Here is a 24,437-nt window from a genome sequence, read left to right as displayed (position 1 = left end):
GCGCCCTTCGACGGACGGGAGACGAGGAGTTGAAGGACATGCAGCCGGCCCAGTCGGCCACGGTCGCCCCGCTGGACGGCGGCCCCCGCGCGGCGCTGACCAGAGCCATGGACGACATGGTCGCCGCCGGGGCCACCGGCGTCCTGGTGCGGGTGCACGACCGGCTCGGCGTGTGGAGCGCCACGGCCGGCGTCGCCCGACGCGGTCGGCCGGACCCCGTCCCCGAACATGCCGTGTTCCGCATCGGCAGCGTCACCAAGACCTTCGTGGCGGCCATCGTGCTGATGCTCGCGGCCGAGGGCGAACTGGACCTCGACGACCCCGTCGACCGCTACCTTCCCCGCTTCGGACTCGACGGCCGTATCACCGTAAGGATGCTCCTCCTCCACGTGAGCGGCCTGTACAACTACTCGGGGAAGCACCAGCTCGACCGTACGGTCCAGCCCGGCCTCTTCCCCACCACCGGCGACCTGTACGTACGGCAGCTCACGACCTCCTACACCCCCGACGAGCTGGTTCGCTTCGCGTTGGACAAGCCCGCGTACTTCGCGCCCGGAGAGGGCTTCGCGTACTCCAACACCAACTACGTCCTGATCGGGCTGCTGATCGAGGAAATCACCGGGGAGCCGTACGCACAGCAGGTATACCGGCGGATCGTGCGGCCGCTGGGCCTGTCCGACACCACCGTGCCGGGGCACGACACCGCCATCCCCGGCCCCCACGCCCATGGCTACCTCGGCTACCGGCTGGACGGGCAGCCGCAGGTGGCCGACGTCACTCGCTCCAACCCCTCCTGGTACGGGGCCGCCGGCGAGATCATTTCCAGCGCCCGGGACCTCGACGTGTTTCTGGCCGCATTGCTCGACGGCCGGCTGCTGCCCCCGCGCGCGCTCGCCGAAATCACCTCGTTCACCCCGCCGCCACCCGACCCGGGCGTCAGCCCCGGCCTGTTCCGCCGGCAGTTCGCCCCCGACCGCACCGGCATCGGCCACTTCGGCAGCGTCCCCGGCTACATCTGCCACGCCTACAGCACTTTCGACGGTGCCGCTCGGCTCGTGGTGTCGGCGACCAAGGGCGCCGTCGACCGCTTCGACCCGGCCGCCTTCTCGGTGTTCCAGACCGCCATGGACCGCGCGCTCGTCGCCTGCTTCTCGTCGTTGGTCCTGTCGTCGTGACCGCCGAGATGCGGTGGCTCGGCGGCCTGCCCGCACCACAGGCCCGGTACTGGTTCGTCGAGAAGGCAAGCCCCGGATCACCGGACGCGATGGACTCCTTCACGTTCCGGATCACCGGCCCGATCGACGAGGCGGCACTACGGACGGCCCTGCGCACCGTCGTCGGCCGGCACACCGCCCTGCGTACCCTCATCACCAGGCAGTCCCACAGGCTCGTCGCGACGGTCCTCGAACCTGACGCGGTGGCCGAGGTACTGGAGATCCGCCGCGCCGCGCCGCCGGAGCACGAGCCGGCTCTGCGCGCCTTCGCGTATCGCCCCTTCCACCTCGATCGGGACCTGCCGGTGCGGGCGCTGCTGCTGACCTGCGGCACGACGGACGACGGGCTGGCACACCTCATCGTCTCCGTGCACCACACCGCCTTCGACGGATGGTCGGCGACCGTGTTCTTCTCCCAACTCGGCGCCGCCTACCGGGCGCTGCGGCACGGCGATCCCCCTCCCGGCGACCCGCCCAGCCACTACGAGCGGATCTGGCGGGCACAGAGCGACACAGAGACGGAGCAGGACCGCAACGACCTGATGGAGTGGGCCCAGGACCTCGCCGGCGTGCCCGACCTGCCCTTGCCGCTGGGCCCCGTGCCCGCCACGCCTGGCGCACTCGGTGAAGAGCTGGTCGTCCTGTCGCCCCGCCACACCGGACTGCTGGAGTCGGCCGCCAGGACCGCGGCCACCACACCCAACGCCCTCCTGCTCACCGCGTGGGTCCGGGCCCTGCGTGCGCTCACCGGAGGCAGCGACTTCGCCGTCGGGTTGCCGGTCAGCGGGCGCACCTCGCTGGCGAGCATGTCCGCGATCGGATGCTTCGTCTCGGTGGTGCCGTTGAGGTTCCGGGCCCTCGGCGGCGTCGAGCGCGACCTCGGGCAAACCGTGGCGGGGCTGGCCAAGACCCTGCGCTTCCAATTCGCACCGCTGGAACACCTTGTCGGCGACAACAGCGCTCACGATGCACAGCGCACCCCGTTGTGCCAGGCAGCGTTCGTATCGCAGGAGCAGACCGATCTCACCCTGTGCCTCGATGGCGCCACGAGTGTGTACGTACCCCGGCTCAAGCCGGAGTCCGCGTTCGAGGTAACGCTGGAGGTGTGGTTCGGCACACGGACCACCGCGCGGATCAAACACCGCATCGATGTTCTCGACCATCGGCGCGCGGCACGTCTGGCCGGCCTGTGGTGCACGGAAGTGGACACGGTTCTGAAGGCGGTTGCCGACCCGGTGCGATGACCCGGGCCGGCACTCCCAGGGGGAGCGGTGGTGCGTGCTTTGTTCGTCACCTGGGCTCTGGGGAACGGCTGTTGTCGCCCCTTTCGTGCTGGAGGAGATCTCCGACTCCAAGGTGTGGACCGGTACAGGCTCAGTAAGGTCGGCGCGGCCTACGGCTTCACATCGGCCCTTGCGTCGGCCTGCGTTGCTGCCGCACCCTCCACGTTCCCCCGCACCGGCGCTGGGAAGTCCGGCGATCACCACCGCCCGCATCACGAACAAACACCCCGAGCCCGCCCGACACCCGTGAGCGGAATTCACACGGTGGACCGAGGCACCAACCAGGGGCTTCACCCTCACTGACGCCGGGACACTAACGGCCGAGAAAGCGCCGTCACGCACCGCGACCAGCACGTTGCCGAGAGGTCTTTACTCGCGCGGGCTTTGGGCATGCCCGGATCGGTCCAAACGGGCTCAGGTTGGCGGCTGCCACGATCCTCACCCTCGTGAGGCGCACGCGAAAAGGCTCCAGGCTCATGCCGCTCCCGCTTTTCCTGCGCCGCAGAGCCATTCAGCGAAACGAACCCTCAGTACAGGCCAGATCTGTACACCGAAAGGCTGATACTGAACCCCAAGTTAACATCCTCGCAAAGAAATGGTAAATGCATGCAAATGGCGATGCGGACCGGCGGGCGGCCGGGCGGCCGTGAAAAACACTGAGACTTGCAGGAGCGTCCTCGTTTTGTCCGACTTAAGCCTATTTATCCTCCATGCACAGAGGGGTGCACGCCCTCCGTGAACCATCGACCAGCTCGTCCACTGTCGGACAGAGGGAAACAATCGAGCCATGTACGCAGGGGAACTCATGTCCGTATGAGATCTTGTGATGCATAGGACACCTGGTTTTTGGCGGTCATCAGCCAGAAGGTGTCGAACGTGTACATGGCCGAATCCACGCTGCCCCAACTTGGGATTGACCACCCAGCAGGAAGCGTGGCACGGGGGAGAGCTGTTCGATATGTGGGAGCGCAAAGACACGCCGGGTGACCTCTATGTCACTGACAGCAACAGAAGCGAATCAGACAGTCCTCGAGTAGACCGCGACACCGGAAAAGCGGGCGCATTGCCGTTGATGATTTCGGTGCTCAGTCCCTTGAGTCTCATCGTCGGAGGCGTCGACGTCACGCCGACAGCGCCGAAACTGCGGACGATCATCGCCCATCTCGCACTCCGGCGGAACAGAGTGGTGGCGATCGAATCGCTGGTCAGCGAAATCTGGGGGCAGGACCCGCCGGTAAGCGCCACGGCGACCCTGCAGACTTACATGTACCAGTTGCGGCGGATAATCACGCAGAGCGGCCTCAACAGCAAGGAGATTCTCCTTACCAAGCCAGTCGGGTACGAACTTCGACTCGGGCCCACCGAACTGGACTTGGACATTTTCCGTAGCCTGGTCGACCAAGCCAGAGGTCATCTTCAGGAAGGCGCCGACGAGGCCGCCCTCGACGTCGTGACCAAGGCACTCGATATGTGCCCGACGGCACCGCTGAACGATGTGATCGGAGGCGAGATAATTGATTCCTGTCTGGGCCAGATCGCCGAATCCGTGCTCCAGGCGGTGGAGCTGAGGATCGAGGCCAAGCTGCGATTGGGCTACCACCAGGAAATCGTCGCCGAGCTCAAATCCCTGTGTGCCGAGCACCCGTATCACGAGAATCTTCATGCGAAACTCATGGTGGGCCTGCAGAGAACGGGGAGACGCTCCGACGCGCTGGTCGTGTACCAGACGATCCGGAGGAATCTCCAGGACGAGCTCGGCATCGACCCCTCAGCCAGCCTGCAGGAACTCCAGCGCAAGATTTTGACCGCCGACTCCAGCGCTGTCAGTGAGATCGAGTCGGCTTGGCAGACGCGGGAGACGATCTCCCCCGCACAACTCCCCGGCAATATCGCGGAATTCACTGGTCGCGAGGCCGAGATAGAGCAACTGGGCCGGCTCCTGACGCCCGACCAGAACACGCTGGCGCCCACCGTCGTGACCCTGACGGGCAGTCCAGGCACGGGAAAATCCGCGCTCGCGGTCCGCGTGTGCCACGAAATCAGGGAGCGCTTCTGTCACGGCCAGCTCTACGCCGACCTCGGCGGCGGAACCGTCGAGCCGTACCAGGTGCTCGGCCGGTTCCTGCGCGGTGCCGGCTTCAAGGGCGAGGAGATCCCGGCCGACCTCGACGAGCGTTCCCAGCTGTTCCGGAGCTGGACCGGGCAGCACGAGGTCCTCATCCTGCTGGACAACGCGGGCTCCCGCGCCCAGGTACGCCCGCTGCTGACGTCGCGACCAGGCAGTACAGTCCTCATCACGGGAACGCAACTGGCCGTCGGCGGCCTGGAAGGGGCACGGTCGTTCCGGCTGGACGCCCCCTCGCTGAACGAGTGCGTGGCGATCCTGAGCTCGATGGTCGGCGTGGAACGCATGGCCGGCGAGGAGGACGTCGCCCGCGACATCGCCCGGTCGTGCGACCAGCTTCCGGTGGCACTGCGCATCGTGGCCGCAAAACTGACCACCGGCGTATACACGTCGCTGACGGAAGCCGCCCAGCGGCTGGCTGACCCCGAAGCCCGCCTGGAGGAACTCCGCTTCGGGGAATGGGACATCCGCGAGACCTACTCCGTCGGTTACCGCCTGCTCGACGGTCAGGGCCGCAAGGCCCTGACCATGATGGCGATCTCCGATCTCACCTCGATGACGTCGGTGCGGATCGCTGAACTATGCGGCTGGAGCCGTCTCCAGGCCGACCGTGTCCTCACCCAGCTGAAACAGCTACGGTTTCTGCGCTCGGTGGCTGCCGGCATCGGTCCGGGCAGCTACATCATGCCTCCGCTGGTCCGTTCCTTCATCGATGACCTGATGAACGGCGACATCGCCATCGTGCGCGCTGTCGGAACCTGAACGGGCGAAACCGTCGCACCGGCCCGGAGCACGGCGCCCAGGAGAAATCTCCCGACAAAGTCCGTAGACATACCACTACACGGCCGAGGGGCCGGTGGAAAGACTGCTGACGAACCGGAAACGAGAGGCGAGGACGACAGATGGCACTCACGTCGGTGTGATCTGGGCACCCACGGCGAGACGGCCTGGGGAGCACCCGGGGTACCGGTCGCGGCAGCGCACGCTGACGACGGCCATCGGGACGTTCGTGACATCCGACGCGGCGATGCGCGTCATGCCCGCCGGGAACCCGTGCCCCGCACCTCCGAGAAGCTCAGGACCGACTCCGACGACGTCCCTGCCGGCAAGCCCGCCAGTCCATGACCCGCCACTCCCGCCACGCGCGGGACACCTCTCGACGGGAGAGTCACCAAGCCGATGGCCCACCTCATTCAACTCGCCCGACTCCGCCTCGACGACACCGACCGGGTCGGCAGGAAAGCCGCGGTACTCGGCGCGGCACGCCACGCCGGCTTCCGCGTGCCCGACGGGTTCGCGGTGCCCTGGCAGGTGCTCGCGGAAGTACTCGACGGCGTCGGCGACGACCCACGCGCTGCCGTGGAGCGCATCCGTACCGCCCCACTCCCGTCGTCCCTGTGCGCGGAGTTGTCGGCAGCGCTGGACGCACTCGGCGGCGTGCCCGTCGCGGTCCGGTCGTCCGGAGTCGAGGAGGATTCGGCGGGACGGTCGTTCGCCGGCCAATACGAGTCGGTGCTCAACGTGGTCGGCGCCAAGGCTGTGGCCAAGGCGCTCCGGCACTGCTGGGCCTCTGCGTTCTCCGACCACCTCGCCGCCTACCGCGACGGCGCGGAAGCCTCCGCACGCGTCGGCGTCCTCATCCAGGCCATGGTCCCCGCCACCGCGGCGGGTGCGGCCTTCAGCACCAATCCCGTCACCGGCGACCGCGACGAGACCCTGGTGAGCGCCGTGACAGGTCTCGGCGACCGGCTGATGGCGGGCGAGAGCGTCGCCGACGAGTGGTCCGTCCGGGACGGCGCGGCCCGACTGGTATCCGGCTCCGGCAAGGCGGTCACCGAGGCGCAGGCACGTGAGGTGGCCCAGCTCGCCGACCGGGCCACCGAGCATTTCGGTACGCCCCAGGACGTGGAATGGGCGTTCGCCGACGGCACGTTGTGGCTCCTCCAGGCACGCCCCATCACCACGCTCGCGGGCCATCCGACACCGGGAACCGTAGAGGTACCGCCGGGGTTCCACGTCCGGGATCCACGGTCTCCGGCCCCGCGGCCGCGCCTGGAATCCTCCGTGTACCTGCCCGTGCTGTCGTCCTCCGCACGACACCTGTTCGCCTTCACCACCGGAGCCGCGCTGACCGCAACGGACATCGGCGGCTGGGTGTACCTCAACTCCGAGCCCGCAAAGGCCCGGAACACGCACCGCATCGCCGAACAGGTCGCGGACGGCGTGCCCCTCGCCCTCGTCAAACGGTGGGAGTCCGAGTGGAAGCCGACCTACGCAGCGCGCATCAGGAACCTGCGCCAAAGGGACCTCCGAGGACTGCACGGCCCGGCGCTGGCAGCCCATGCCGAGGAGGTGTCCACGCTCTTCACGGAATTCCACGATGTCTACTTCCGGCTGGCCGGAGCCGCCATGTTCCTCAGCGCGGAACTCGGCATGCTGGCACAGCGCATCGTCGACTGGCCGCCCGGCGACCCCCTGCCGGTGCGCGGTGGGCTGGTCGGCGTACACATGGGCGCCGTCGTCGCGCTGGGTGAGCTGTCCAGGCAGGCCGCCGCCGACCCCGTTCTCCGTGCGGAACTGGAACGCGACACAGCGGGCGCCCGCGAACACCTCCACTCGCTCAACCCGCACTTCGCGGAGGCGTTCGCGTCGTATCTCGACGAGCACGGCCACCGCAGTCCGGGCTTCGATCTCACCGAGCCCACCTTCGCCGAACGGCCCGCCATGGTCCTCGCCATGGTGGCCGCGCGACTCGACCAACCCTTCGACTTCGAAGATCGCCGCGCCGCCCTGGCCCGCCGTGTCCGCCCGCTGCGCGCCGAACTGGAACGCCGGCTCGCCTCTCGGTCGGCTACCGAACAGCAAACCCTCGCCGCGGCGCTTGCCGCCGTCGAGCTCAGCACGCCCATCCGCGACGAGAAATCCCATCTTGCCGTGTCCGTATGGGCGTTGCTCCGCTACGCCGCCCTGGAAATCGGTGCCCGCCTGGTGGCGGCGGGCCGAATGGACCGGCAAGAGGACGTCTTCCACGTCTCGCTCGACCGGGCCCTGGACGCACTCGGCAACTCCGCCGACCTCCGCCAGGAGGTACGGCTCGGCCGAGCACAGCACCACTGGGCCCTCGCCCACCCCGGGCCGCGTTTCCACGGCACCCCGCCCGCCGGACCGGCCCCGGAGCCTGACACGACCGAACTTCCCGCAGACATCCGACACGTGACGGATGTCGCCATGTGGGTGGCACGCCAGATGCAGGCCACACCGCAGGAAGCGCCACAGACGGACGGACTCGGCGGGCTCGGCGCCTCCGCGGGCCGGACCGTCGGCCCCGCCCGTATCGTCCGCGGCCCGCGGGACTTCGGCCGGGTGCGCAAGGGTGACGTGCTCGTCTGCCAGGACACCACCGCGCAGTGGGCAGTGCTCTTCCCCAACCTCGGTGGCCTCGTCACCGACAACGGCAGCCTGTTGTCCCATCCGGCGATCCTCGCCCGCGAGTACGGCATCCCCGCGGTGGTCGCCACGGGCGACGCCACCACCGTCCTGCCCGACGGCGGCCTGATCGAGGTGGACGGGACCGCCGGCACCGTTCGGCCGGCCGGCACTTCCCTCGCCGCCCGACGCGCCGAGCAGTGCCAGGACTGATGCCGCAAGCGGGCCTGCCGGCCTGGGGGTGCCGTCGCCAGGCGCACGCAGGAGAAAAAGAAACCGCCGACCGGCGTCGAGACGACCGACCCCCTGGAGGATGAGATGCACGTACTGATAGCCGGTGCCGGCGTGGGCGGGCTGTGCCTCGCGCAGGGACTGCGCAAAAGAGGGATCGGAGTGGTGGTGCTGGAACGGGACGTCGCCCCGGACGCCCGGGCCCAGGGCCTCCGGCTCAAGATAGACGCGCACGGCCGGGCGGCGCTCGCGGACTGCCTGGACGAGGAGCACTACCAGCTGGTCACCGCGACGGCGAACATGCCCTACCAGTCCCGCGGCGTGACGCTCGACGAGAACCTCAACGAACTGCACTCCGCCGTTCCCGCCCGGCCCGTGGACGAGGCGACGGCGAGCATCGTCGTCAACCGCCACACGCTCCGCCAGATCCTGATGTCCCAGATGGCCGGGCACATCTTCTTCAACAAGGAATTCGAGCGCTACGAGCTCGTCGACGACCGGGTCGTGGCCTACTGCCGGGACGGGAGCATCTGGATCGCGGACGTTCTCGTCGGCGCCGACGGGATCAATTCGGCGGTGCGCGGCCAACTCGTTCCGGACGCCGAGCTCATCGATACCGGACTGTGGTCGATCTACGGGCAGTTGATGCTCGACGAACAGAACCGCAAGTGGCTGCCGGACAACGTCTTCGGCGGATCCCGGCCGGTCCTCGGCCCGCAGGGCCGCACCCTGGCACTCGGGTCCTTCCAGCCCCAGATGCCCATCGACGAAGCAATCGCCCAGTTCGCGCCGCGGGCCGAGATCACCCCGGTCGACGACTATCTCAAGTGGAACCTCATCGCCCCCGCCGAGCAGTTCGGGGTCGACGCGGCGGAGTTCTTCGGCGGCTCCCCGGAATGGCTGCACGCCAAGGCACGCGACATGACGGCCCAATGGAGCCCGATCGTGCAGCGGATGCTGGCCGAGTCACTTGAAGCAGTGACCTTCCCCCTGGCGATACGGGCCTGCCGCCCCGGAGCGAGCTGGCCGGCCGGCCGCGTCACCCTGCTCGGCGACGCCGTCCATGCCACCACCCCGGTGGGCGGGGTCGGCGCCAACATCGCCCTGCGTGACGCCGCCGCCCTGGCGCGCAACCTCGCCGAGGTCGCGGACTTCCCCGAGCTCGTCCAACCGGCCATCGCCCAGTACGAAACCGCCATGCGGGAATACGGCTATCAAGCCGTCCGCGACTCCCTGGCCGGCGCCGAACGCATCCTGCGCAGCAAGCGCCTCCTCGGCACCGGGCAGTCCGGCTGACCGGATCGGCGGGACGGCACGGCTCAAGGCAGGGGTTGGGTGGCCCCGGACCCGGTGAACCACACGGGTCCGGGGCCACCGTAAGTGACGTTGTTCCACCGCGTCCGGCGGGCCGCAACGCGCGGCGCGCTCACGAGATCCGGAAGACGAGCTTGCCGGTCGTCGCCCCGGTGAGCATGGCTCGCATGCCGCGCCCCACCTCACGGATGTCGAGTACGTCGGCCACGGTGGGCCGCACACCAGTGGTGACGAGGAAATCCATCAGGTCCCGAAGGTCCGCGGCCGTTCCCATGCCCGAGCCCAGTACCCGGATCTCCCGGAACACCAGGTCCCTCATGGCGTCCGCCGCGCTCTGCGGGAGCGTTTCGCCGCCGGCCCGGTAGCCCGCGCAGACCACCGCCCCGTGCGGGCGTACGGCGGCCACGTCGTCCAGCCAGCCCACTCCGCTGACAGAGGCGTCCAGTACGGCGTCCACGGGTGCGGGAAGCAGGCGGGAGTCGGTTTCGAAGACGTCCGCACCGAGCCGCAACGCCAGTTCCCGGTCGCCCGGCTCTCCAACGACCCCTACGCGCACGCCTGCCGCGTTCGCGAGCACGATCGCCGCCGAGGCGATGGTGCCGAGCCGCCGCCGGCCCCGGACCAGCACCGTCTGCCCGGACACCGCACCCGCGGTGACGAACAGCATGCGGTACGCGGTCAGCCACGCTGTGGACAGGCACGCCGCGTCAACGGCCGACAGCTCGGGCGGCTTCGGCAGCGCGTTGCGGTACGGCACCACCGCGAACTCCGCGAAGGTCCCATCGTGCCGCTCGGAGAGGACCGTGCGCCCCGGGTCCAGACTCTCCGGCCCTGCCCAGCCGGGGGAGGCCACGGACGCGTGCACGACCACCTCGGTGCCGTCGTCGAGCACACCGCAACCGTCGCTGCCCAGGATGATCGGGTACCGCTGTCCTGCGCCCGCACGGCCGCCGAGCACGGTGATCTCCCGCATGTTCAGCGACGCGGTGAGCATCCGGACCACCGTCCACCCGTCGGGTACCGGTGGCCGGCGACGGTCACCGACCGCCACGGCTCCCAGCGGGTCGGCGGAGTCGGGCCGGGAACAGTAAACCGCGAGCATGACGCCTCACCCCCTTCCGTGCCGTGCTCTCAAGCGGCCGGCTTGCGGCCGATGACCAGGGTGTCGGCCGGACCGAGCGGAGCGACCCGCACGTCGCGGCAGCCCGCCGCCCCCAGCCACGCGGTGGCCTCACCAGCCGTGTACTCGGAGCCCTCCTCGGTGACCAGCAGCATGTTGAGACTCACCAGGATGCGAGCCAGGTCGGTGGGTTCCTCGTCGAGCATCGCGTCGTAGATCAGCAACGCCCCACCCGGCTTGACCGCCTGGTACGCCTTGGCGACAAGGAACTCCCTTTGTTCCACCGACCAGTTGTGCAGGACGTGGCCCAGGATCACCACATCGGCTGCGGGCAGCGGATCGCTGAAGAAGTCCCCGGCCCGGAAGTCGGCACGGTCGGCGACGCCGAGCGCGGTGACGTGCTCCGCGAACGGCTCGGCGAGCTCCGGCAGGTCGAAGACTGTTGCCCGCAGGGTGGTGTGACGCCTCAGCAACTGTCCCACGAGGTTGCCGCGGCAACCGCCGATGTCGGCGACGTGCCGGTAGGCGGCCCAGTCGAGGGCGCCGGCGAGGTGGCCCGCCACGAGGCCGTTGGCCGAGTCCATCATCCTCAGGTACTGCTCACGCTGACGCGGATCGCCCAGCATGGTCCGGAACGCCTCGGGCCCGGCACCGGGCGCCTGCGGCCTGCCGGAGACCAGGGCCTCGGTGAGGTTCTGCCACGCCGGGTACAGCATCCGGTCGGCGCGCCGCAAGAACCCGCCGACGTAGTCCGCCCCGCCCGGCACCAGGGCCACCGTGGCCGCGGCACTGTTGGCGTAGCGGCCGTCCCGCCGCTCCAGCAGCCCCAACAGGACGAGTCCGTGCAGGAGTTCGCGCGCACCGCGGGGATGCAGCCGCAGCCGCTTTGCAAGGGCCCCTCCTGTCGACGGGCCATGACGGTGCAGGTCAGCGAAGACGCCGAGTTCCTCGGCGGCCAGCAGCAGTTTCGCGTGGCAGAACCCGTTCGCCAGACGCTTGACCGCCGCAGAGGCGGCATCCGGCACGGACTCGGCAAGCTCGGTCATCGTCAAAACCTCACAGTTGGGGGAAACGGACACGGGTCGTCATGGGTGGATCGCCACGGCGCCGGCGTTGGCCAGCACGGCGCACAGCGCCAGTACGGTGCGCACCAGATGCCAGCGCGCCCAGCGGGCCCGCGGGTCGTCCCAGTCAGGGCCGACGCAGAGCGGATCGGTGCTCTTGACCTTGCGATTGATCGGCACGTTGGCGAACTGGGACACCACGCTCACCCCCAACTGGGCGACGGCGGCGGCCGAGAACAGGATGACGCGGCCACCGTCGCCGACAAGGACTGCCAGGGCGATGTCGACCCCGGTACAGCCGATCACCAGCGGTGGCATGACGCGGTCGTAGTACTGCCCGGCGAGCCGGTGCACGCGGATGTACTGGTCGACAGGCAGCCCCCGGAACGCGGGCACGATCCCCAGGGCCACCGCGGCCAGCACGCCGGCCAGTGTTCCGCTGGCGCCCAGCGCGAGCGCGCTCAGGACGGCGATCACAGGCTTTCCTCCCCACACGTCTGCCGGGTGCCGCCACTGCAGGACGCCATCATGGTGTCCGCCCGTCACGGCCCAAAGCGTCCTCGGCCGATTCCCAGTCCGGGGTCCGCAGCATCTCCAGGACGGCACAGCCGAAGTTCATGCCGACCCCCGAGCCGGACAGGACCACGTAGTCGCCGGCCGCCACGGCTCGCGTCTCCACGAGGTGGGTGAAGCCGGCCGCCTGGTCGCCCGCGCCTATGTGGCCGACCTGCCGGCCCCATTCCCAGGTGGTGCGGCCCGGTTCGAGGTCCCGGTGCCACCACCGGCCGTTGGGGTAGACGAACCGGGCCACCTCGTCGGCCTTGACCCCGGCCTCGGACAACGCCTGCTCCAGGGCGCGCTGTTGCCCCGCGGTGAGCGTTGCCACGACCTCTTCGCCGGTGGCCCCCGTCGCCAGGTACTCCCAGGTCCGCGCACGCAGGTCGACCGGTACGGTGCGGCCTCCGCGGGGCTCGCCCCAGGGTCGCATGCCCCGGTACGCACCCTCGTGGGTGGAGTCGCCGAGCAACACGGTGGACAGCAGCCGGGCGACCGCCGTCGTGGCCGCCCGCGGGCCCCGGGACAAGACCACCGCCGTGGCGCCGTCACCCCGCGCCAGGCTGCTGTCGGACCGGTAGCGGTCGAACTCCGGGAGGCCGTACCGGTCCGCCGTGGTGACCAGCGCCGCCCGGGACTCGGGCCGTGCCGCCAGCCAGGACGCGGCCAGGTCGAGGGCGGCCAGGCCGCCGTTGGATGCCTGCCGGATGTCCAGGGCCGTCGCGCTTCCGGCGACCGTACGCGCCTGGATGTACGAGGCCGGGACCCAGTGGTCCCGCCCCTGGAAGCCGACGCTGGCGTGCGCGACGAGGGCGACGTCGCCAGCGGGGACGGCAGACCGTGCCAAGGCCAGCCGGGCGGCCGCCACCGCCATGTCCGGCGGGTGGACATCGTCGGAAACCCGGACGGCGAGGTAGTCGTCCCTGGCCGCCTCCGCCGCGTCGTAGCGGCCTTCGGCGACCGCGTCCCGAACGTCTTCCCGGCGCCCGAGCCACGCCCCGCTGGCACTGACGTAGAGGTCGTTCCACCACATCGCTCGCTGCCTTTCGTGCTGAGGAGTCACCGCGGATGGTTGGGGGTACGCCCGTCAGGGGCGCGCATGGCCGTCCACCGGGACGATCTGTTCGATGTGGCGGGCGACGTCGGCGGGGGTGGGCATGTCGAGGTGTTCGGCGTGCAGGAGATCGGCGGCCTTTTTATGGACGGGCAGGTCGGCGAGGAAGGCGTCCACAGCGGCGCGCAGTCCGGCGTCGTCGAGGTCGAGGGTGGGCTGGAGCCGTCCGGCGCCGGCCTTCTCGATCTGCTCGGCGTTGATGAGGGCGTCGGGGGCCCAGGGCATGATGAGTTGGGGGGTGCCAGTGGTCATGGCGGTCATGGTGGTGCCGGCTCCGCCCTGGTGGATGATGGCGTCGCAGGACGGCAGGAGCAGGTGCAGGGCGATGGGCCCGATGTGGGTGACGTTGCCGGGCAAGTCGGTGTAGAGGTGCCGTTGGGCTTCGCTGGTGGCGATCACGATCTCGACGTCGTGTCCGGCGAGGGCGCGGGCGACGCGGGGGCCGAGGATGCCGTCGTGCCAGCCCAGGTCGAAAAGCGAGCCGCCCCAGGTGACGGCGATCCTTGGCCGGGTGGGTGGAGTGCGCAGGGTGGTGGGCAGCACGGCGGGGCCGTTGTAGGGCACGTACCGCATCGGTCTGCGCACCACATCGTCGCCGTTGGTGATCTGCAGCGACGGCGGGCACGGATCGAGCGTCACATCGCCGAACGACCGTGCCATGTCCTGGCCGAGCTGCCCGTCAAGACGGGTGAGCATGTCCGGGTTGCGCTGGACGATGGAGGCGGCGAAGTCGGTGGCCCACAACAGGCGCAGCGCGGGCACGCCCAGATCGTGGGCGAGGCCGGGGCCGAGGTAGGCCATCGGCTCGTACACGACGACATCGGGCTTCCAGCTCTCGGCGAACCGGTAGGTGTCGACCGCCATCGCCGCCGCGCTCTCGGCGGGCGCCGCCGTCCAGCTGATGTCCCGCAGCCCGCGCTCGGCTGCCGAGGCATGCCGCTTGTCGCCCTCGTCCCGGCTCGCCGGACGCGGCCTTCCGGGCACGACGACGCGGGATTTCAGGTCGATGTCGTCGCCGACCGGCAGCGCGGGCAGCCCGGCCTGAGTGATGGTCTTGGCGAACGAAGGTTGGCTGGCGACCATGACCTCGTGGCCCGCGGCCCGCAGCGCCCAGCCGAAAGGCACCATGGGGTAGTAGTGCGACCCCCAGGCCCAGGTGATGAACAACGCACGCATCAGTCTGCCTCCTTACAGTCTCCGGGCAGCCGGCGAGCACCGCCCGGCAGCCAGCTCTTCAAGCCGGGCGACCGCCTCGGCCGGTGCGGGTTGCTCCCGCATCTCCTCGCGCAGCGCCTGCGCACGGCTGCGGTACGTGTCGGTGTTGAGGACCGCGTCGAGCCTCTTGGCCGTCTCGAGCTCGCTGAACTCTCCGGGCCGCAGCACGTCCCCGGCCCCCACCACCCGCACACGCTCCGCCTGGAACATCTGGTCCGGAATCTGCGGGAGGACGAGCTGCGGCACCCCGTGCACCGCGGCCGTCAGGGCGGTGCCGTTGCCGCCCTGGTGGATGATCGCGGCGCATTCGGGCAGCACCAGGTGCAGGGCGAGTGAGTCCACCACCCGCACCTGCTCCGGGACGTCCCCGAGACGGTCCGCGTCCCCGCCGGTCAGGGCCATCACGACATCGACGTCCATCCCCGCCAGCGCCCGGAGGAGCCGCGCCGGCATGAACGTGTCCGGTCCCGTGATACGGCTGGTCGACGTCCCCCACGTCACGCAGACCCGGGGCCGCGTGGGCCGGGCTCGCAACCAGTGCGGAAGCACCGCAGGGCCGTTGTAGGGGACATAGCGCACGGCGATGCGGCGCACGTCCGAGGGGATCTGCAGGCTCGGCGGGCACGGGTCGACGGTCGCGTGCCCGAGGACGTCCACCTCGCCCACCCCCAGACGTCCGGCCATGTCCCCGATCAGATCCGGGACGACGTCCCGGGCCTGGTAGGTGACGTCGATGCCGTGCACATGCCGCACCGCGGGCACACCGAGCGCCGCCGCGACGAGCGGGCCGGCGTAAGTGGTGGGGTCGTACACCACCAGGTCGGGCCGCCAGGCCCGGGCGAACGCGGCGAGCTCGTCCAGCATCGCATCGGAGTACGCCGCGAAGGTCCCGAACACCTGCCGCACCCGGCGCAGCCGCTCGGGCGGCCAGCCCGCCATGGAGGACCCGGCGGTCGGCACCCTGGGAACGTCCGAGAACGTCATCCCCGCCATCTGCCGGCTCCGTACCTCGTCGTGGTCCAGATCCGGACCGACGGGCACGGCAGCCGCACCCGAGTCGTTGATCACCCCGGTCAGCGCCGGCTGACTGGCGACGCGGACCTCATGGCCCGCCGCCTGGAGCGCCCAGGCCAGCGGCGCGAGCGGCATGTAGTGCGAGGCCCAGGCCCAACTGGTGAACAGCACACGCATGGCAGAAACCTTCTGTGGTCGGGCCTTCCCTGGGCCGTGTCAGCACGGGGCCCCATCCTGCGGCCCGCTGCTCGGGGATCGTTCGCGTTGCGGTGAAGCGCGCCTGGAACGGGCGCCATGCCGCCCTACCGCGTCGACCACGGCTCCGCCCGTCCTTGAGGGCGCGCGGTGAGGATGCGGGCATCCGATCAAGGAGTTCAGCCATGGAGCTGGGAGTCTTCCTGTCCCACGAGACCGCCTGCGACGTAGCGGAGGAGGCCGAGCGGCTGGGATACGGCATGGCCCTCGTACCGGAGGGGTTCCGCTCGGACGCCCCCACGGTGCTGGGTGCCGTAGCGGCGCGCACGCGGCGGATCGCACTGGCGTCCGGAGTGATGCAGGTGCCTGCCCGCGCCCCCGTGATGACCGCGCTCACCGCGGCCACCCTCGACAGCGTGTCCGGCGGGCGGTTCCGGCTCGGTCTCGGGGTGTCCAACCCCGACGTGTCCCTGGGCTGGTACGGCGTCCCGTTCCCCGAGCCGCTGAGTCGCCTGCGCGAGTACGTAACGGTGGTACGGATGGCGCTGCGCGGCGAGCCGGTCCGCCATCCCGGCCGCCACTACCCGCTGCCGCCCGAAGGGGCCGACGAGGCGGCCCACCTCGCCGCCGCGCCCGTCCGCGCCGACCTTCCCCTCTACCTGGCCGGCGTCCGCCCCCGCAGTCTGCGCCTCGCCGCGGAGATCGCGGACGGCTGGGTCGGCGTCTTCAGCTCACCGCGGCGCATCGCCGAATCCCTGGAGCTGGTGCGCGAGGTACGGGGCAGCCTGGACGGTTTCGAGGTCGTCCCCTCGGTCCCGATCGCCCTCGCCGACGACCCGGAGCAGGCTGCCGACACACTGCGCGGCTACTACGCGAACTTCATAGGTCTCGCCAGCAAGGAACGCGGTATCTACTTCGCTCTCGCCACCGAAATGGGCTTCGGCGAAGCCGCCGAGGAAATCCACGCCCGCTGCGCGGCGGGCGACCGGGCGGGTGCGGCCAAGGCCGTCCCCTTCGCCTTCATGGACCGCACCGCCCTGATCGGGCCGGTGGACCGCATCGCGCCACGGATCGCCGAGTACGCCGCGGCAGGGGTCACGACGCTGGGGCTCACGGTGCTCGACCGCACGCTGGCGGGGCAGCTCGCGGTGGTGCGGGGGGCGGCGGAGGCGATGGCGGACGTGGGAGCCGCGGGCGGCATGGGCTGAACCGCGGGCGCGGGGGTGGGCCTGGTGACGGCCGGTGGCCGCAGGCCCGCGCACCCGCAGCACGCGAGTCAGACGAGCCAGACGCCGTCGTGCATGATGACGCGGTCCGGCATCTCCCCGAAGTTCCGCCAGGCTTGGACGCGGCGTGGCGTCAGGCACACGCTCACGGCATCTTCGACACGGTCGGGGTCGAGCGGGAGACGGGCGTGACGAGCCCGGACCTCGGGCGGGGCGTCCGCCGGATCGGTCAGTTTCACGGTGCCGTCGATCAGCACCACGTCGGTCGCCGCGCCGAATGCCGCCCGGACCAGGCCGTTGGCCGCCAGGTTCCGCGCGGTGCGACCCGACCGGCGGGTGAGCATGGTGATCACACCGCCGTCGAAGACATAGGAGAGCGGGACCATGTGCGGGCGGGGCCCCTTGCTGGCGAGCCAGAGGTGCCGCTCCTGCGCCAGCAGCCGCTCGGTGTCGGCACGGCGTTGCGCGATCGGCCTCGGGGCGGGCAGGCCGGGGCGGCCGGCCGGAGCGTGCCGCGCTGCCGGGGACGTTGCTTCGGACGGGGACATGTGACCTCCGCTGAATTGACCGGCCAATCTAGGGGCCGTCCTGGCCGGGGTGGGGTGACGGCCGACGGCAGCAGGTGCCGACGCCGGCGAGGGCGACCGGGCGCTACCAGCTCACGGGAATCTCGGTGAACCCCTCCAGCAACGCCCCCTCCTCCCTCTTCAACTCCTCGGCCGGTACCGCCAGCCGCAGGTTCGGAAAGCGGGCCAGTAGGGCCTCCGTGGCGATGCGGAGTTCCGCTCGGGCGAGAGAGGCGCCGATGCAGAAGTGGGGGCCGAGGCTGAAGGTGAGGTGAGGGTTCTCGGAGCGGGTGATGTCGAAGGCCCGGGGGTCGGGAAAGCGTTCAGGGTCCTGGTTGGCGCAGTCGGCCCCGGGGATGACGCTCATACCCTTCTTGATCACGCAATCCTCCAGCTCGATGTCGTCGGTCGCGTACCGCAACATCGACACAGAGGAGCCGACGAGCTTCCAGCGGAGCAGCTCCTCGATCGCGTTCGGCAGAAGCGCCGGATCCGCACGCAGCAGCCGCAGCTGCTCGGGGTGGCTGAGCAGCATGGCGATGCCGCCGCCGAGTTGCGTTGCGGTCGTCTCATATCCGACGAGGAGAAGCAGTCGGCACCACCACTGCAGTTCGTACTCGCTCAGCTGCCCCTCATCGTCGCGGGCCCGGATCATCGCGCTGACCAGGTCGTCGCCGGGGTGTGCGCGGCGGTGGGAGATGTGCTCGGCGATGTAGCGGCTCATCTCCGCCATCGCCGCCCGGATCTCCTCGGGCGGGAAGTGGCTGATGGACAGGAACGCCGACGTCCAGTGCCGAAACAGCGCCACGTCCTCGTCGGGTACTCCGAGCAGGCTGCAGATGACGCGGACCGGCAGCGGGAAGGCGAGTGCCTCGTTGAGGTCGAGGGGGCCGCCGGAGCGTTCCATCGCGTCGAGGAGTTCGTCGACCACGGCCCGGATGTGCGGTTCGAGCCGCTGTACGCGGGCCGCGCTGAAGGCCTTGGCGACCAGGTTGCGCACCCGCGTGTGCTCGGGCGGGTCCGGGTTGATGCGCGGGTCCTGGAACATGCTGTTGTGCCGGCTGATGCGGGCCGCGTCCGGCCGGTTCAGATTGCGGCTGAGGCGGTCGTCGGTGAGCACCTGCCGCACGTCCCGGTACCGGGTCAGCAGAACGGCCTCGTCGCCGCTCGGCAGCACGACCGGCACCAGCGGCTCGTCGTGGACCCCGGCGAGGCGCTCCGGGACGCCCAGTGCCGTGGGGCGCGGGAAGGGATAGGGGCAGCGTTCAGCCATGGCAGGGCCTTTCCGGGTACGGGCTCACCAGGTCACGGGGACTTCACGGAAGCCCTGGGTGAAGGCGTCCTCGACGCGCACCAGGCGGTCCGCCGGCACGCCGAGCCGCAGGTTCGGGAAGCGGTGCAGCAGTGAAGCAAGGCCGATCTGCAGTTCGGCCCGGGCGAGCGAGGCGCCGACGCAGAAGTGTCGGCCGACGCTGAAGGTCAGTTGCGGTGAGTCCCCGGAGCGGGTGACGTCGAAGTGGGCGGGGCAGCGGAAGGCGGACGGGTCGTGGTTGGCGACCTCCAGCGCGGTGATGATGCTGGAGCCGCGCGGGATGGTGACACCGCCGACCTCGATGTCGTCGGTGACGTACCGCAGCATCGACAGCGAGGTGCCCACCACCTGGCAGCGCAGCAGTTCCTCGACCGCACCGGGCAGCAGTCCCGGGTCCTGTGTGAGCTTGGCGAGCTGGTCGGGGTGGGACGTCAGCATGACCACCGCGCTGCACAGCTGGTTCGCGGTGGTCTCGTACCCGGCCAGCAGCAGCATCGTGGACCACCAGTGCAGCTCGGTGGCGTCCAGGCGGCCGTCCTCCTCGTCGTGGACCTCGATCAGTGCGCTGATCAAGTCGTCGCCCGGGTCGGCGCGTTTACGTGCGATGAGCTCCGTCATGTAGTCCCACGGAGGTGTCTGCTTCAGGGCGAACTGCTCACGCTCGTCCGCCGGCACGCCCAGCAGTTCGCAGATGACCTGGATGCTCAGCGGGAACGCGAAAGCCGTGGCGAAGTCCACGGGCCGGGGCCCAGCCTCCATCGCGTCGAGCAGCTCCTCGGCCAGTTCCTCGATCCGCGGCCGCAGCCCCTCCACCCGGGCCGGTGTGAACGCCTTGGAGATCAGGGACCGCATCCGGGTGTGTGCGGGCGGATCCATGGACACCTGGCTCTGGAATGCCTTGACCTTGCGGGTCGTCATTCTGGCGATGCCGGGCCGGTTCCGGTTCTTGCTGACCCGGGGGTCGGTCAGCAGCGCACGGATGTCCTGGTACCGGGTGACGAGCAGCGCCTCGTCACCGCTCGGCAGCACGACAGTGACGACGGGTTCGTCGTGGAGTCCCGTGAATTCCTTCGGCTGTTCGGAGGGGGACGGCCACGCGAACGGATACGTAAGGGTCCTGCCGGTCACGGGACGTCCTTCCGACGCGGGGATAAGCCGGCTTCACCCTGGGCCGCCGTCCTCGGGAGCCGGTCAAGTGCCGCTCGTACCCCCACCGCCGTACCCAGGGCACCAACTTCGCTGGACCGAGAGTCGACTAACGCACCCAATGGTGGATTGGTCCTCGCCGAGGAACCAGGAAAGGACCGTTGGCATGCCACATCGGACGCTCATCGTCGCCCGGCTGGAGCCCGTGCACCGGCAGCGGGTGGCAGAACTGTTCGCCAGTTCCGACACCACCGACCTCCCCCATGACGTAGGCGTCAGCCGTCGCACGCTCTTCGGCTTCCACGACCTGTACTTCCACCTGATCGAGGCGGACAAAGACATCCGCCCCGGGCTGGAAAGGGCGCGATCGACGAAGCAGTTCCAGGACCTCAACTCCGAACTGGCCCAGCTCGTGGTCCCGTACGACCCGGGCTGGCGCGAGCCGCGTGACGCGATGGCGCAGTCCTTCTACGAGTGGACGGCCGGAGGGGACTCGTGAGGGCCATCTGCCGGGCCGGCCTCGTTCCTTCCCTGCGCGTCCTGTCTCTGGTGCCTCCGGCCCGCCGCGCGGCACTCGGGTACATGGAGACCGATGCCCTCGGCGGGCCTGCGGAGCCCCTGTCCGGGACGGGGTCGTGATGGCCGGACGGAAGGCAGTCATCACCGGCCTCGGGGTCGTCTCGCCGGGTGCCCTGGGCGTCCGGGCCTACTGGGACCTGCTGACGGCGGGCCGCACCGCGACCCGGCCGATTTCCCTGTTCGACGCCTCCGGCTTCCGCTCCCGTGTCGCGGCCGAGTGCGACTTCGACCCAGTCGCCGCGGGGCTGGACGCCGACCGGGCCGCCCGGCTGGACCGGGTGACGCAATTCGCGCTGGTCTCGGCCCGTGAGGCGATGGCCGACAGCGGCCTCGTTCCAGGCGAGCTGCCTCCCGAGAGGGTCGGCGTCGTCGTGGGGAGCGCCGTCGGCTGCAGCACGCGGCTGGAGGAGAACTACCTCCGAGTGAGCGACCAAGGCCGCTCCTGGCAGGTCGACCAGCGCCAGGGCGTACCCGAGCTCTACGACTACCTCGTGCCCAGTTCGATCGCCGCCGAGGTGGCGTGGGAGCATGGCGCCCAGGGCCAGGTCGAGTGCGTGTCCACCGGCTGCACCTCGGGCCTGGACGCGGTGGGGAAAGCCGCACAGCTCATCGAGGACGGCGTCGCGGACGTCGTGATCGCGGGCGCCTCGGAGGCGCCCATCTCGCCGATCACCTCCGCCTGCTTCGACGCCATCAAAGCCACCACCGCCCGCAACGACGATCCGGAGCACGCCTCCCGCCCCTTCGACCGCAGCCGCGACGGGTTCGTGCTGGGGGAGGGCGCGGCCGTGCTGATCCTCGAGGAGGCGGGGGCCGCCCGGCGCCGGAACGCGCACGTGTACGGCAGCGTGCTCGGCTTCGCCCATCGCAGCAACGCGTACCACATGACCGGGCTGCGGCCGGACGGCCGGGAGCTCGGCGAGGCCATCCGCGTGGCGCTCGACCGGGCGCACGTGAACCCGGCCGATGTGGGCTACGTCAACGCCCACGGCTCCGGAACCCGGCAGAACGACCGGCACGAGACGGCGGCCTTCAAGCGCAGCCTGGGCGCACACGCCTACGAGGTGCCGGTGAGCTCCATCAAGTCCATGATCGGGCACTCCCTGGGCGCCATCGGCGCGTTGGAGGCCGCGGCGTGCGCGCTCGTCCTGGAGCACCAGGTGGTGCCGCCCACGGCCAACCTCACGGAGCCGGAGCCCGAGTGCGACCTGGACTACGTGCCGCGCGTGGCACGTGAGCACCGCACCGACGTGGTCCTCAGCGTCGGCAGCGGATTCGGCGGGTTCCAGAGCGCGCTGGTACTGGGCCGCCCCGGAACAGTGGAGGCTGCGTGATGCGACCCTGTGCAGTGACCGGGATCGGCGTGGTCGCGCCCAACGGCATCGGCCACGAGGCGTACTGGGAACAGCTGTTGAACGGAAAGACGGGCGTCGAGCCCGTCCCCGACGGCGTTGCCGGCGTGGTGACCGGCTTCGAAGCGGCGCAGTACATGCCCGCGCGGCTGGTCGTGCAGACCGACCGGTGGACGCAGTTCGGCCTCGCCGCGACCGCCCTGGCCGTGACGGACTCCGGCATCGATCTGGCCGCCGTCCCGGAGTACGAGATCGGAGTGGTCACCGGCAGCTCCTCCGGAGGCAACGAGTTCGGCCAGCGGGAGATCGGGAAGCTGTGGACCGGAGGCCCCGCCAAGGTCAGCGCCTACCAGTCCATCGCGTGGTTCTACGCGGCGACCACCGGTCAGGTGTCGATCCGTCACGGCGCGCGGGGCCCCTGCAGTGTCGTGGTGACCGAACAGGCGGCCGGGCTCGACGCGTTGGCCCAAGCGGAGCGACTGCTTCGGCAAGGCGCCCGGGTGGTGCTCACCGGCGGCACGGAGGCCCCGCTGTCCCCGTACGCCCTGGCCTGCCAGCGGGCCGACGGTCGGATCTCCCCCCACACGGACCCCGATCGGGCGTTCCGCCCCTTCGATCGGCACGCCGACGGGCATGCCCCAGGCGAGGGCGGGGCCATGTTCGTCGTCGAGGACAGCCCCGCACCGGGCCGCCGGCCCTACGGGTACCTCGTGGGCCACGCGGCGACCTTCGACCCCAGGCCCGGCAGCGGCGGCGAGCCGGGACTGCGCCGGGCGATCGAACTGGCCCTTGACCGTGCGGCGTTGACCCCTTCGGACATCGACGTGGTCTTCGCCGACGGTGCCGCCGTACCCGAACTCGACCAACGGGAGGCTGAGGCGATCGAGGCGGTCTTCGGCCCGTACGGCGTCCCCGTCACCGTGCCGAAGACCATGGTCGGCCGGCTGTACGCCGGAGGCGGCGCCCTCGACGTCGCCACCGCGCTGCTGGCTCTGCGCGACTCGGTGATCCCGCCGACGACCGCGGACCCCAACGTACCCGAGCACTACCGCATCGACCTCGTGCTGGACCAGCCGCGCCCCGCCGCCCTGCGGACCGTGCTGGTCCTGGCACGCGGCCGCGGGGGCCACAACTCGGCCGTCGTGCTCAGCCGCGAACCGCGATAAGTGGAGGAAACAATGCCAACGGACAGCGGAACCACCCCAACGACTGGGTTCACCTTCGACGACCTGCGGGGCGTGCTGCGGACAGCCGCGGGCGACCTCGATGCCATCGACGGCGACATCATCGATGTGCCGTTCGCGGAACTGGGCTTCGACTCGCTCGTCATGCTGGAGATCGCCGCGGTGCTCGGCTCCGAGCACCATCTGAGAGACCCCGACAGGGTGATCGAGATGGCGCGCACGCCCCGCGAGGTCATCGCCCTGGCCAACGACGCCTCCAGCGCGGGCCACGTCGACAACAGCGTCGTCATCGCGGCGCCCTACGACCTCGTCTGGGAGATGACCAACGACATACCGTCCTGGCCGGAGCTGTTCAGCGAGTACGCCTCGGCCGAAGTCCTCGGTCGTGACGGCGACACCGTCACCTTCCGGCTGACCAAGGTGCCCGACGAGAACGGCACGTCCTGGAGCTGGATCTCCGAGCGGCACATGGACAAGGAGAACGGCACCGTCCGCGCACACCGCGTGGAACGCGGTCCCTTCGCCTACATGGAGATCTTCTGGGAGTACCACACCACCCCGGAGGGCGTGCGCATGCGGTGGGTGCAGGACTTCCACCTGAACCCGGAGGCCCCGCTCGACGACGCGGCCATGGAAGAGCGGATGAACCGCAACACCGTCATCCAGATGGAGCGGATCAAGGAACTCGTCGAACAGCGTGCCAGGCGGCCCTGATTGAGCACCTTGCTGGCCCCTCTCGCCCTCCTCGCCAACGGCATCGCGGCGGGGATCATGACCGCGACCGTCATCGGCATCGCGCCGATGATGCTGAGTCTGCCCTACGAGCGGTACGTGCAGACGGTGCACTTCCTGCGGCCCCGCTTCGACCCCGTCATGCCGCTGGCCAACGGCCTGACCGTGCTGCTGGACCTGCTGCTCGCGATCACCGCCGGGGACGGCCTCGCCCGGGCGGGGTTCGCCACCGCGGCCGTGCTGCTGCTGTGCGTGATGGGCATCTCCCTCACCAAGAACGTCCCGGTCAACCGGTACGTCATGTCCCTCAGCCCCGCCGTGCAGCCCCCCGACTGGGCCGAGACCGATCCCCGGCGCAGGTGGCGGGCCTGGAACACCACCCGAACCGCACTCGCGCTGTTCGCCTTCGTGACCAACATCGTGGCCACCGTCCGGCTCGGCTGAGCCCCCACTGCTCCCCAGGAGGGGAA

Annotated in this window: 20 protein-coding genes and 1 pseudogene; 12 read left to right on the top strand and 9 right to left on the bottom strand. The window is 70.2% G+C overall.

The genetic code is table 11. The features are described from left to right. Positions 1 to 38 precede the first annotated feature (38 nt). From B073_RS0135000 to B073_RS0134980, 5 genes are all read left to right on the top strand, one after another. On the top strand, positions 39 to 1,175 hold the full coding sequence (locus B073_RS0135000; RefSeq protein WP_018542726.1) for a serine hydrolase domain-containing protein: 1,137 nt from the start codon (positions 39 to 41) through the stop codon (positions 1,173 to 1,175). Beyond that, the gene (locus B073_RS0134995) at positions 1,172 to 2,458 is read left to right on the top strand and encodes a condensation domain-containing protein (RefSeq protein WP_018542725.1); all 1,287 of its coding nucleotides are present in this window, start codon (positions 1,172 to 1,174) and stop codon (positions 2,456 to 2,458) included. The genes B073_RS0135000 and B073_RS0134995 overlap by 4 nt, the downstream gene beginning before the upstream one ends. Before the next feature lie 946 nt (positions 2,459 to 3,404). After that, positions 3,405 to 5,384, top strand: coding sequence for an AfsR/SARP family transcriptional regulator (locus tag B073_RS42140; protein ID WP_158690298.1), 1,980 nt, complete (start codon positions 3,405 to 3,407; stop codon positions 5,382 to 5,384). A 417-nt stretch (positions 5,385 to 5,801) separates the two neighbouring features. Then, the gene (locus B073_RS0134985; RefSeq protein ID WP_018542723.1) at positions 5,802 to 8,261 is read left to right on the top strand and encodes a PEP/pyruvate-binding domain-containing protein; all 2,460 of its coding nucleotides are present in this window, start codon (positions 5,802 to 5,804) and stop codon (positions 8,259 to 8,261) included. Positions 8,262 to 8,366: 105 nt separating this feature from the next. Then, complete coding sequence (locus tag B073_RS0134980) at positions 8,367 to 9,575, top strand: FAD-dependent oxidoreductase (RefSeq protein ID WP_018542722.1); 1,209 nt, start codon at positions 8,367 to 8,369, stop codon at positions 9,573 to 9,575. Between the two features lie 130 nt (positions 9,576 to 9,705). Here B073_RS0134980 and B073_RS0134975 read toward each other — a convergent pair whose 3' ends face one another. From B073_RS0134975 to B073_RS0134950, 6 genes are read right to left on the bottom strand one after another with little or no spacing between them, the layout of a single operon-like run. Further along, positions 9,706 to 10,695 carry a quinone oxidoreductase family protein gene (locus B073_RS0134975; protein WP_018542721.1) on the bottom strand — a complete coding sequence of 330 codons (990 nt, stop codon included), beginning with the start codon at positions 10,693 to 10,695 and terminating at the stop codon, positions 9,706 to 9,708. Between the two features lie 29 nt (positions 10,696 to 10,724). Then, on the bottom strand, positions 10,725 to 11,759 hold the full coding sequence (locus tag B073_RS0134970) for a methyltransferase (RefSeq protein WP_018542720.1): 1,035 nt from the start codon (positions 11,757 to 11,759) through the stop codon (positions 10,725 to 10,727). Between the two features lie 39 nt (positions 11,760 to 11,798). Beyond that, on the bottom strand, positions 11,799 to 12,254 hold the full coding sequence (locus B073_RS0134965) for a DUF1772 domain-containing protein (protein ID WP_018542719.1): 456 nt from the start codon (positions 12,252 to 12,254) through the stop codon (positions 11,799 to 11,801). A 49-nt stretch (positions 12,255 to 12,303) separates the two neighbouring features. Beyond that, entirely contained in the window at positions 12,304 to 13,365 is a 1,062-nt protein-coding gene (locus tag B073_RS0134960) for a ketoacyl-ACP synthase III family protein (protein WP_018542718.1), read from the bottom strand. A gap of 54 nt (positions 13,366 to 13,419) precedes the next feature. Further along, positions 13,420 to 14,622, bottom strand: coding sequence for a nucleotide disphospho-sugar-binding domain-containing protein (locus tag B073_RS0134955; RefSeq protein WP_018542717.1), 1,203 nt, complete (start codon positions 14,620 to 14,622; stop codon positions 13,420 to 13,422). A gap of 12 nt (positions 14,623 to 14,634) precedes the next feature. After that, positions 14,635 to 15,852 (bottom strand): nucleotide disphospho-sugar-binding domain-containing protein, encoded by a 1,218-nt coding sequence (locus tag B073_RS0134950; protein WP_018542716.1) that lies wholly within the window; start codon positions 15,850 to 15,852, stop codon positions 14,635 to 14,637. A gap of 203 nt (positions 15,853 to 16,055) precedes the next feature. Between B073_RS0134950 and B073_RS0134945 the strand changes: the two genes are divergently transcribed. Beyond that, on the top strand, positions 16,056 to 17,078 hold the full coding sequence (locus B073_RS0134945) for an LLM class flavin-dependent oxidoreductase (RefSeq protein WP_018542715.1): 1,023 nt from the start codon (positions 16,056 to 16,058) through the stop codon (positions 17,076 to 17,078). Between the two features lie 68 nt (positions 17,079 to 17,146). Here B073_RS0134945 and B073_RS0134940 read toward each other — a convergent pair whose 3' ends face one another. The 3 genes from B073_RS0134940 to B073_RS0134930 all read right to left on the bottom strand — a co-directional run bounded on the left by B073_RS0134940 (position 17,147) and on the right by B073_RS0134930 (position 20,102). Continuing rightward, the gene (locus tag B073_RS0134940) at positions 17,147 to 17,644 is read right to left on the bottom strand and encodes a pyridoxamine 5'-phosphate oxidase family protein (protein ID WP_018542714.1); all 498 of its coding nucleotides are present in this window, start codon (positions 17,642 to 17,644) and stop codon (positions 17,147 to 17,149) included. A 103-nt stretch (positions 17,645 to 17,747) separates the two neighbouring features. After that, on the bottom strand, positions 17,748 to 18,935 hold the full coding sequence (locus B073_RS0134935) for a cytochrome P450 (RefSeq protein WP_018542713.1): 1,188 nt from the start codon (positions 18,933 to 18,935) through the stop codon (positions 17,748 to 17,750). A gap of 24 nt (positions 18,936 to 18,959) precedes the next feature. After that, complete coding sequence (locus tag B073_RS0134930; protein ID WP_018542712.1) at positions 18,960 to 20,102, bottom strand: cytochrome P450; 1,143 nt, start codon at positions 20,100 to 20,102, stop codon at positions 18,960 to 18,962. A gap of 184 nt (positions 20,103 to 20,286) precedes the next feature. Between B073_RS0134930 and B073_RS0134925 the strand changes: the two genes are divergently transcribed. From B073_RS0134925 to B073_RS0134900, 6 genes and pseudogenes are all read left to right on the top strand, one after another. After that, positions 20,287 to 20,619, top strand: a complete 333-nt coding sequence (locus tag B073_RS0134925; protein WP_018542711.1) for a TcmI family type II polyketide cyclase — start codon at positions 20,287 to 20,289, stop codon at positions 20,617 to 20,619. Between the two features lie 139 nt (positions 20,620 to 20,758). Then, entirely contained in the window at positions 20,759 to 22,033 is a 1,275-nt protein-coding gene (locus B073_RS0134915) for a beta-ketoacyl-[acyl-carrier-protein] synthase family protein (RefSeq protein WP_018542709.1), read from the top strand. Beyond that, positions 22,033 to 23,217, top strand: a complete 1,185-nt coding sequence (locus B073_RS0134910) for a ketosynthase chain-length factor (RefSeq protein WP_037813717.1) — start codon at positions 22,033 to 22,035, stop codon at positions 23,215 to 23,217. The genes B073_RS0134915 and B073_RS0134910 overlap by 1 nt, the downstream gene beginning before the upstream one ends. Positions 23,218 to 23,229: 12 nt before the next feature. Beyond that, positions 23,230 to 23,466 (top strand): annotated as a pseudogene (locus B073_RS48505) (acyl carrier protein); the annotation flags it as partial. After that, complete coding sequence (locus tag B073_RS42135; protein WP_051094359.1) at positions 23,446 to 23,949, top strand: SRPBCC family protein; 504 nt, start codon at positions 23,446 to 23,448, stop codon at positions 23,947 to 23,949. The pseudogene B073_RS48505 and the gene B073_RS42135, both read left to right, overlap by 21 nt. Continuing rightward, positions 23,950 to 24,411, top strand: coding sequence for a DUF1772 domain-containing protein (locus B073_RS0134900; RefSeq protein ID WP_018542706.1), 462 nt, complete (start codon positions 23,950 to 23,952; stop codon positions 24,409 to 24,411). Positions 24,412 to 24,437: the final 26 nt, after the last annotated feature.

It is taken from the genome of Streptomyces sp. MspMP-M5 (assembly GCF_000373585.1).
Taxonomy (GTDB): domain Bacteria; phylum Actinomycetota; class Actinomycetes; order Streptomycetales; family Streptomycetaceae; genus Streptomyces.
This window is presented reverse-complemented; position numbering and strand designations above follow the sequence as displayed.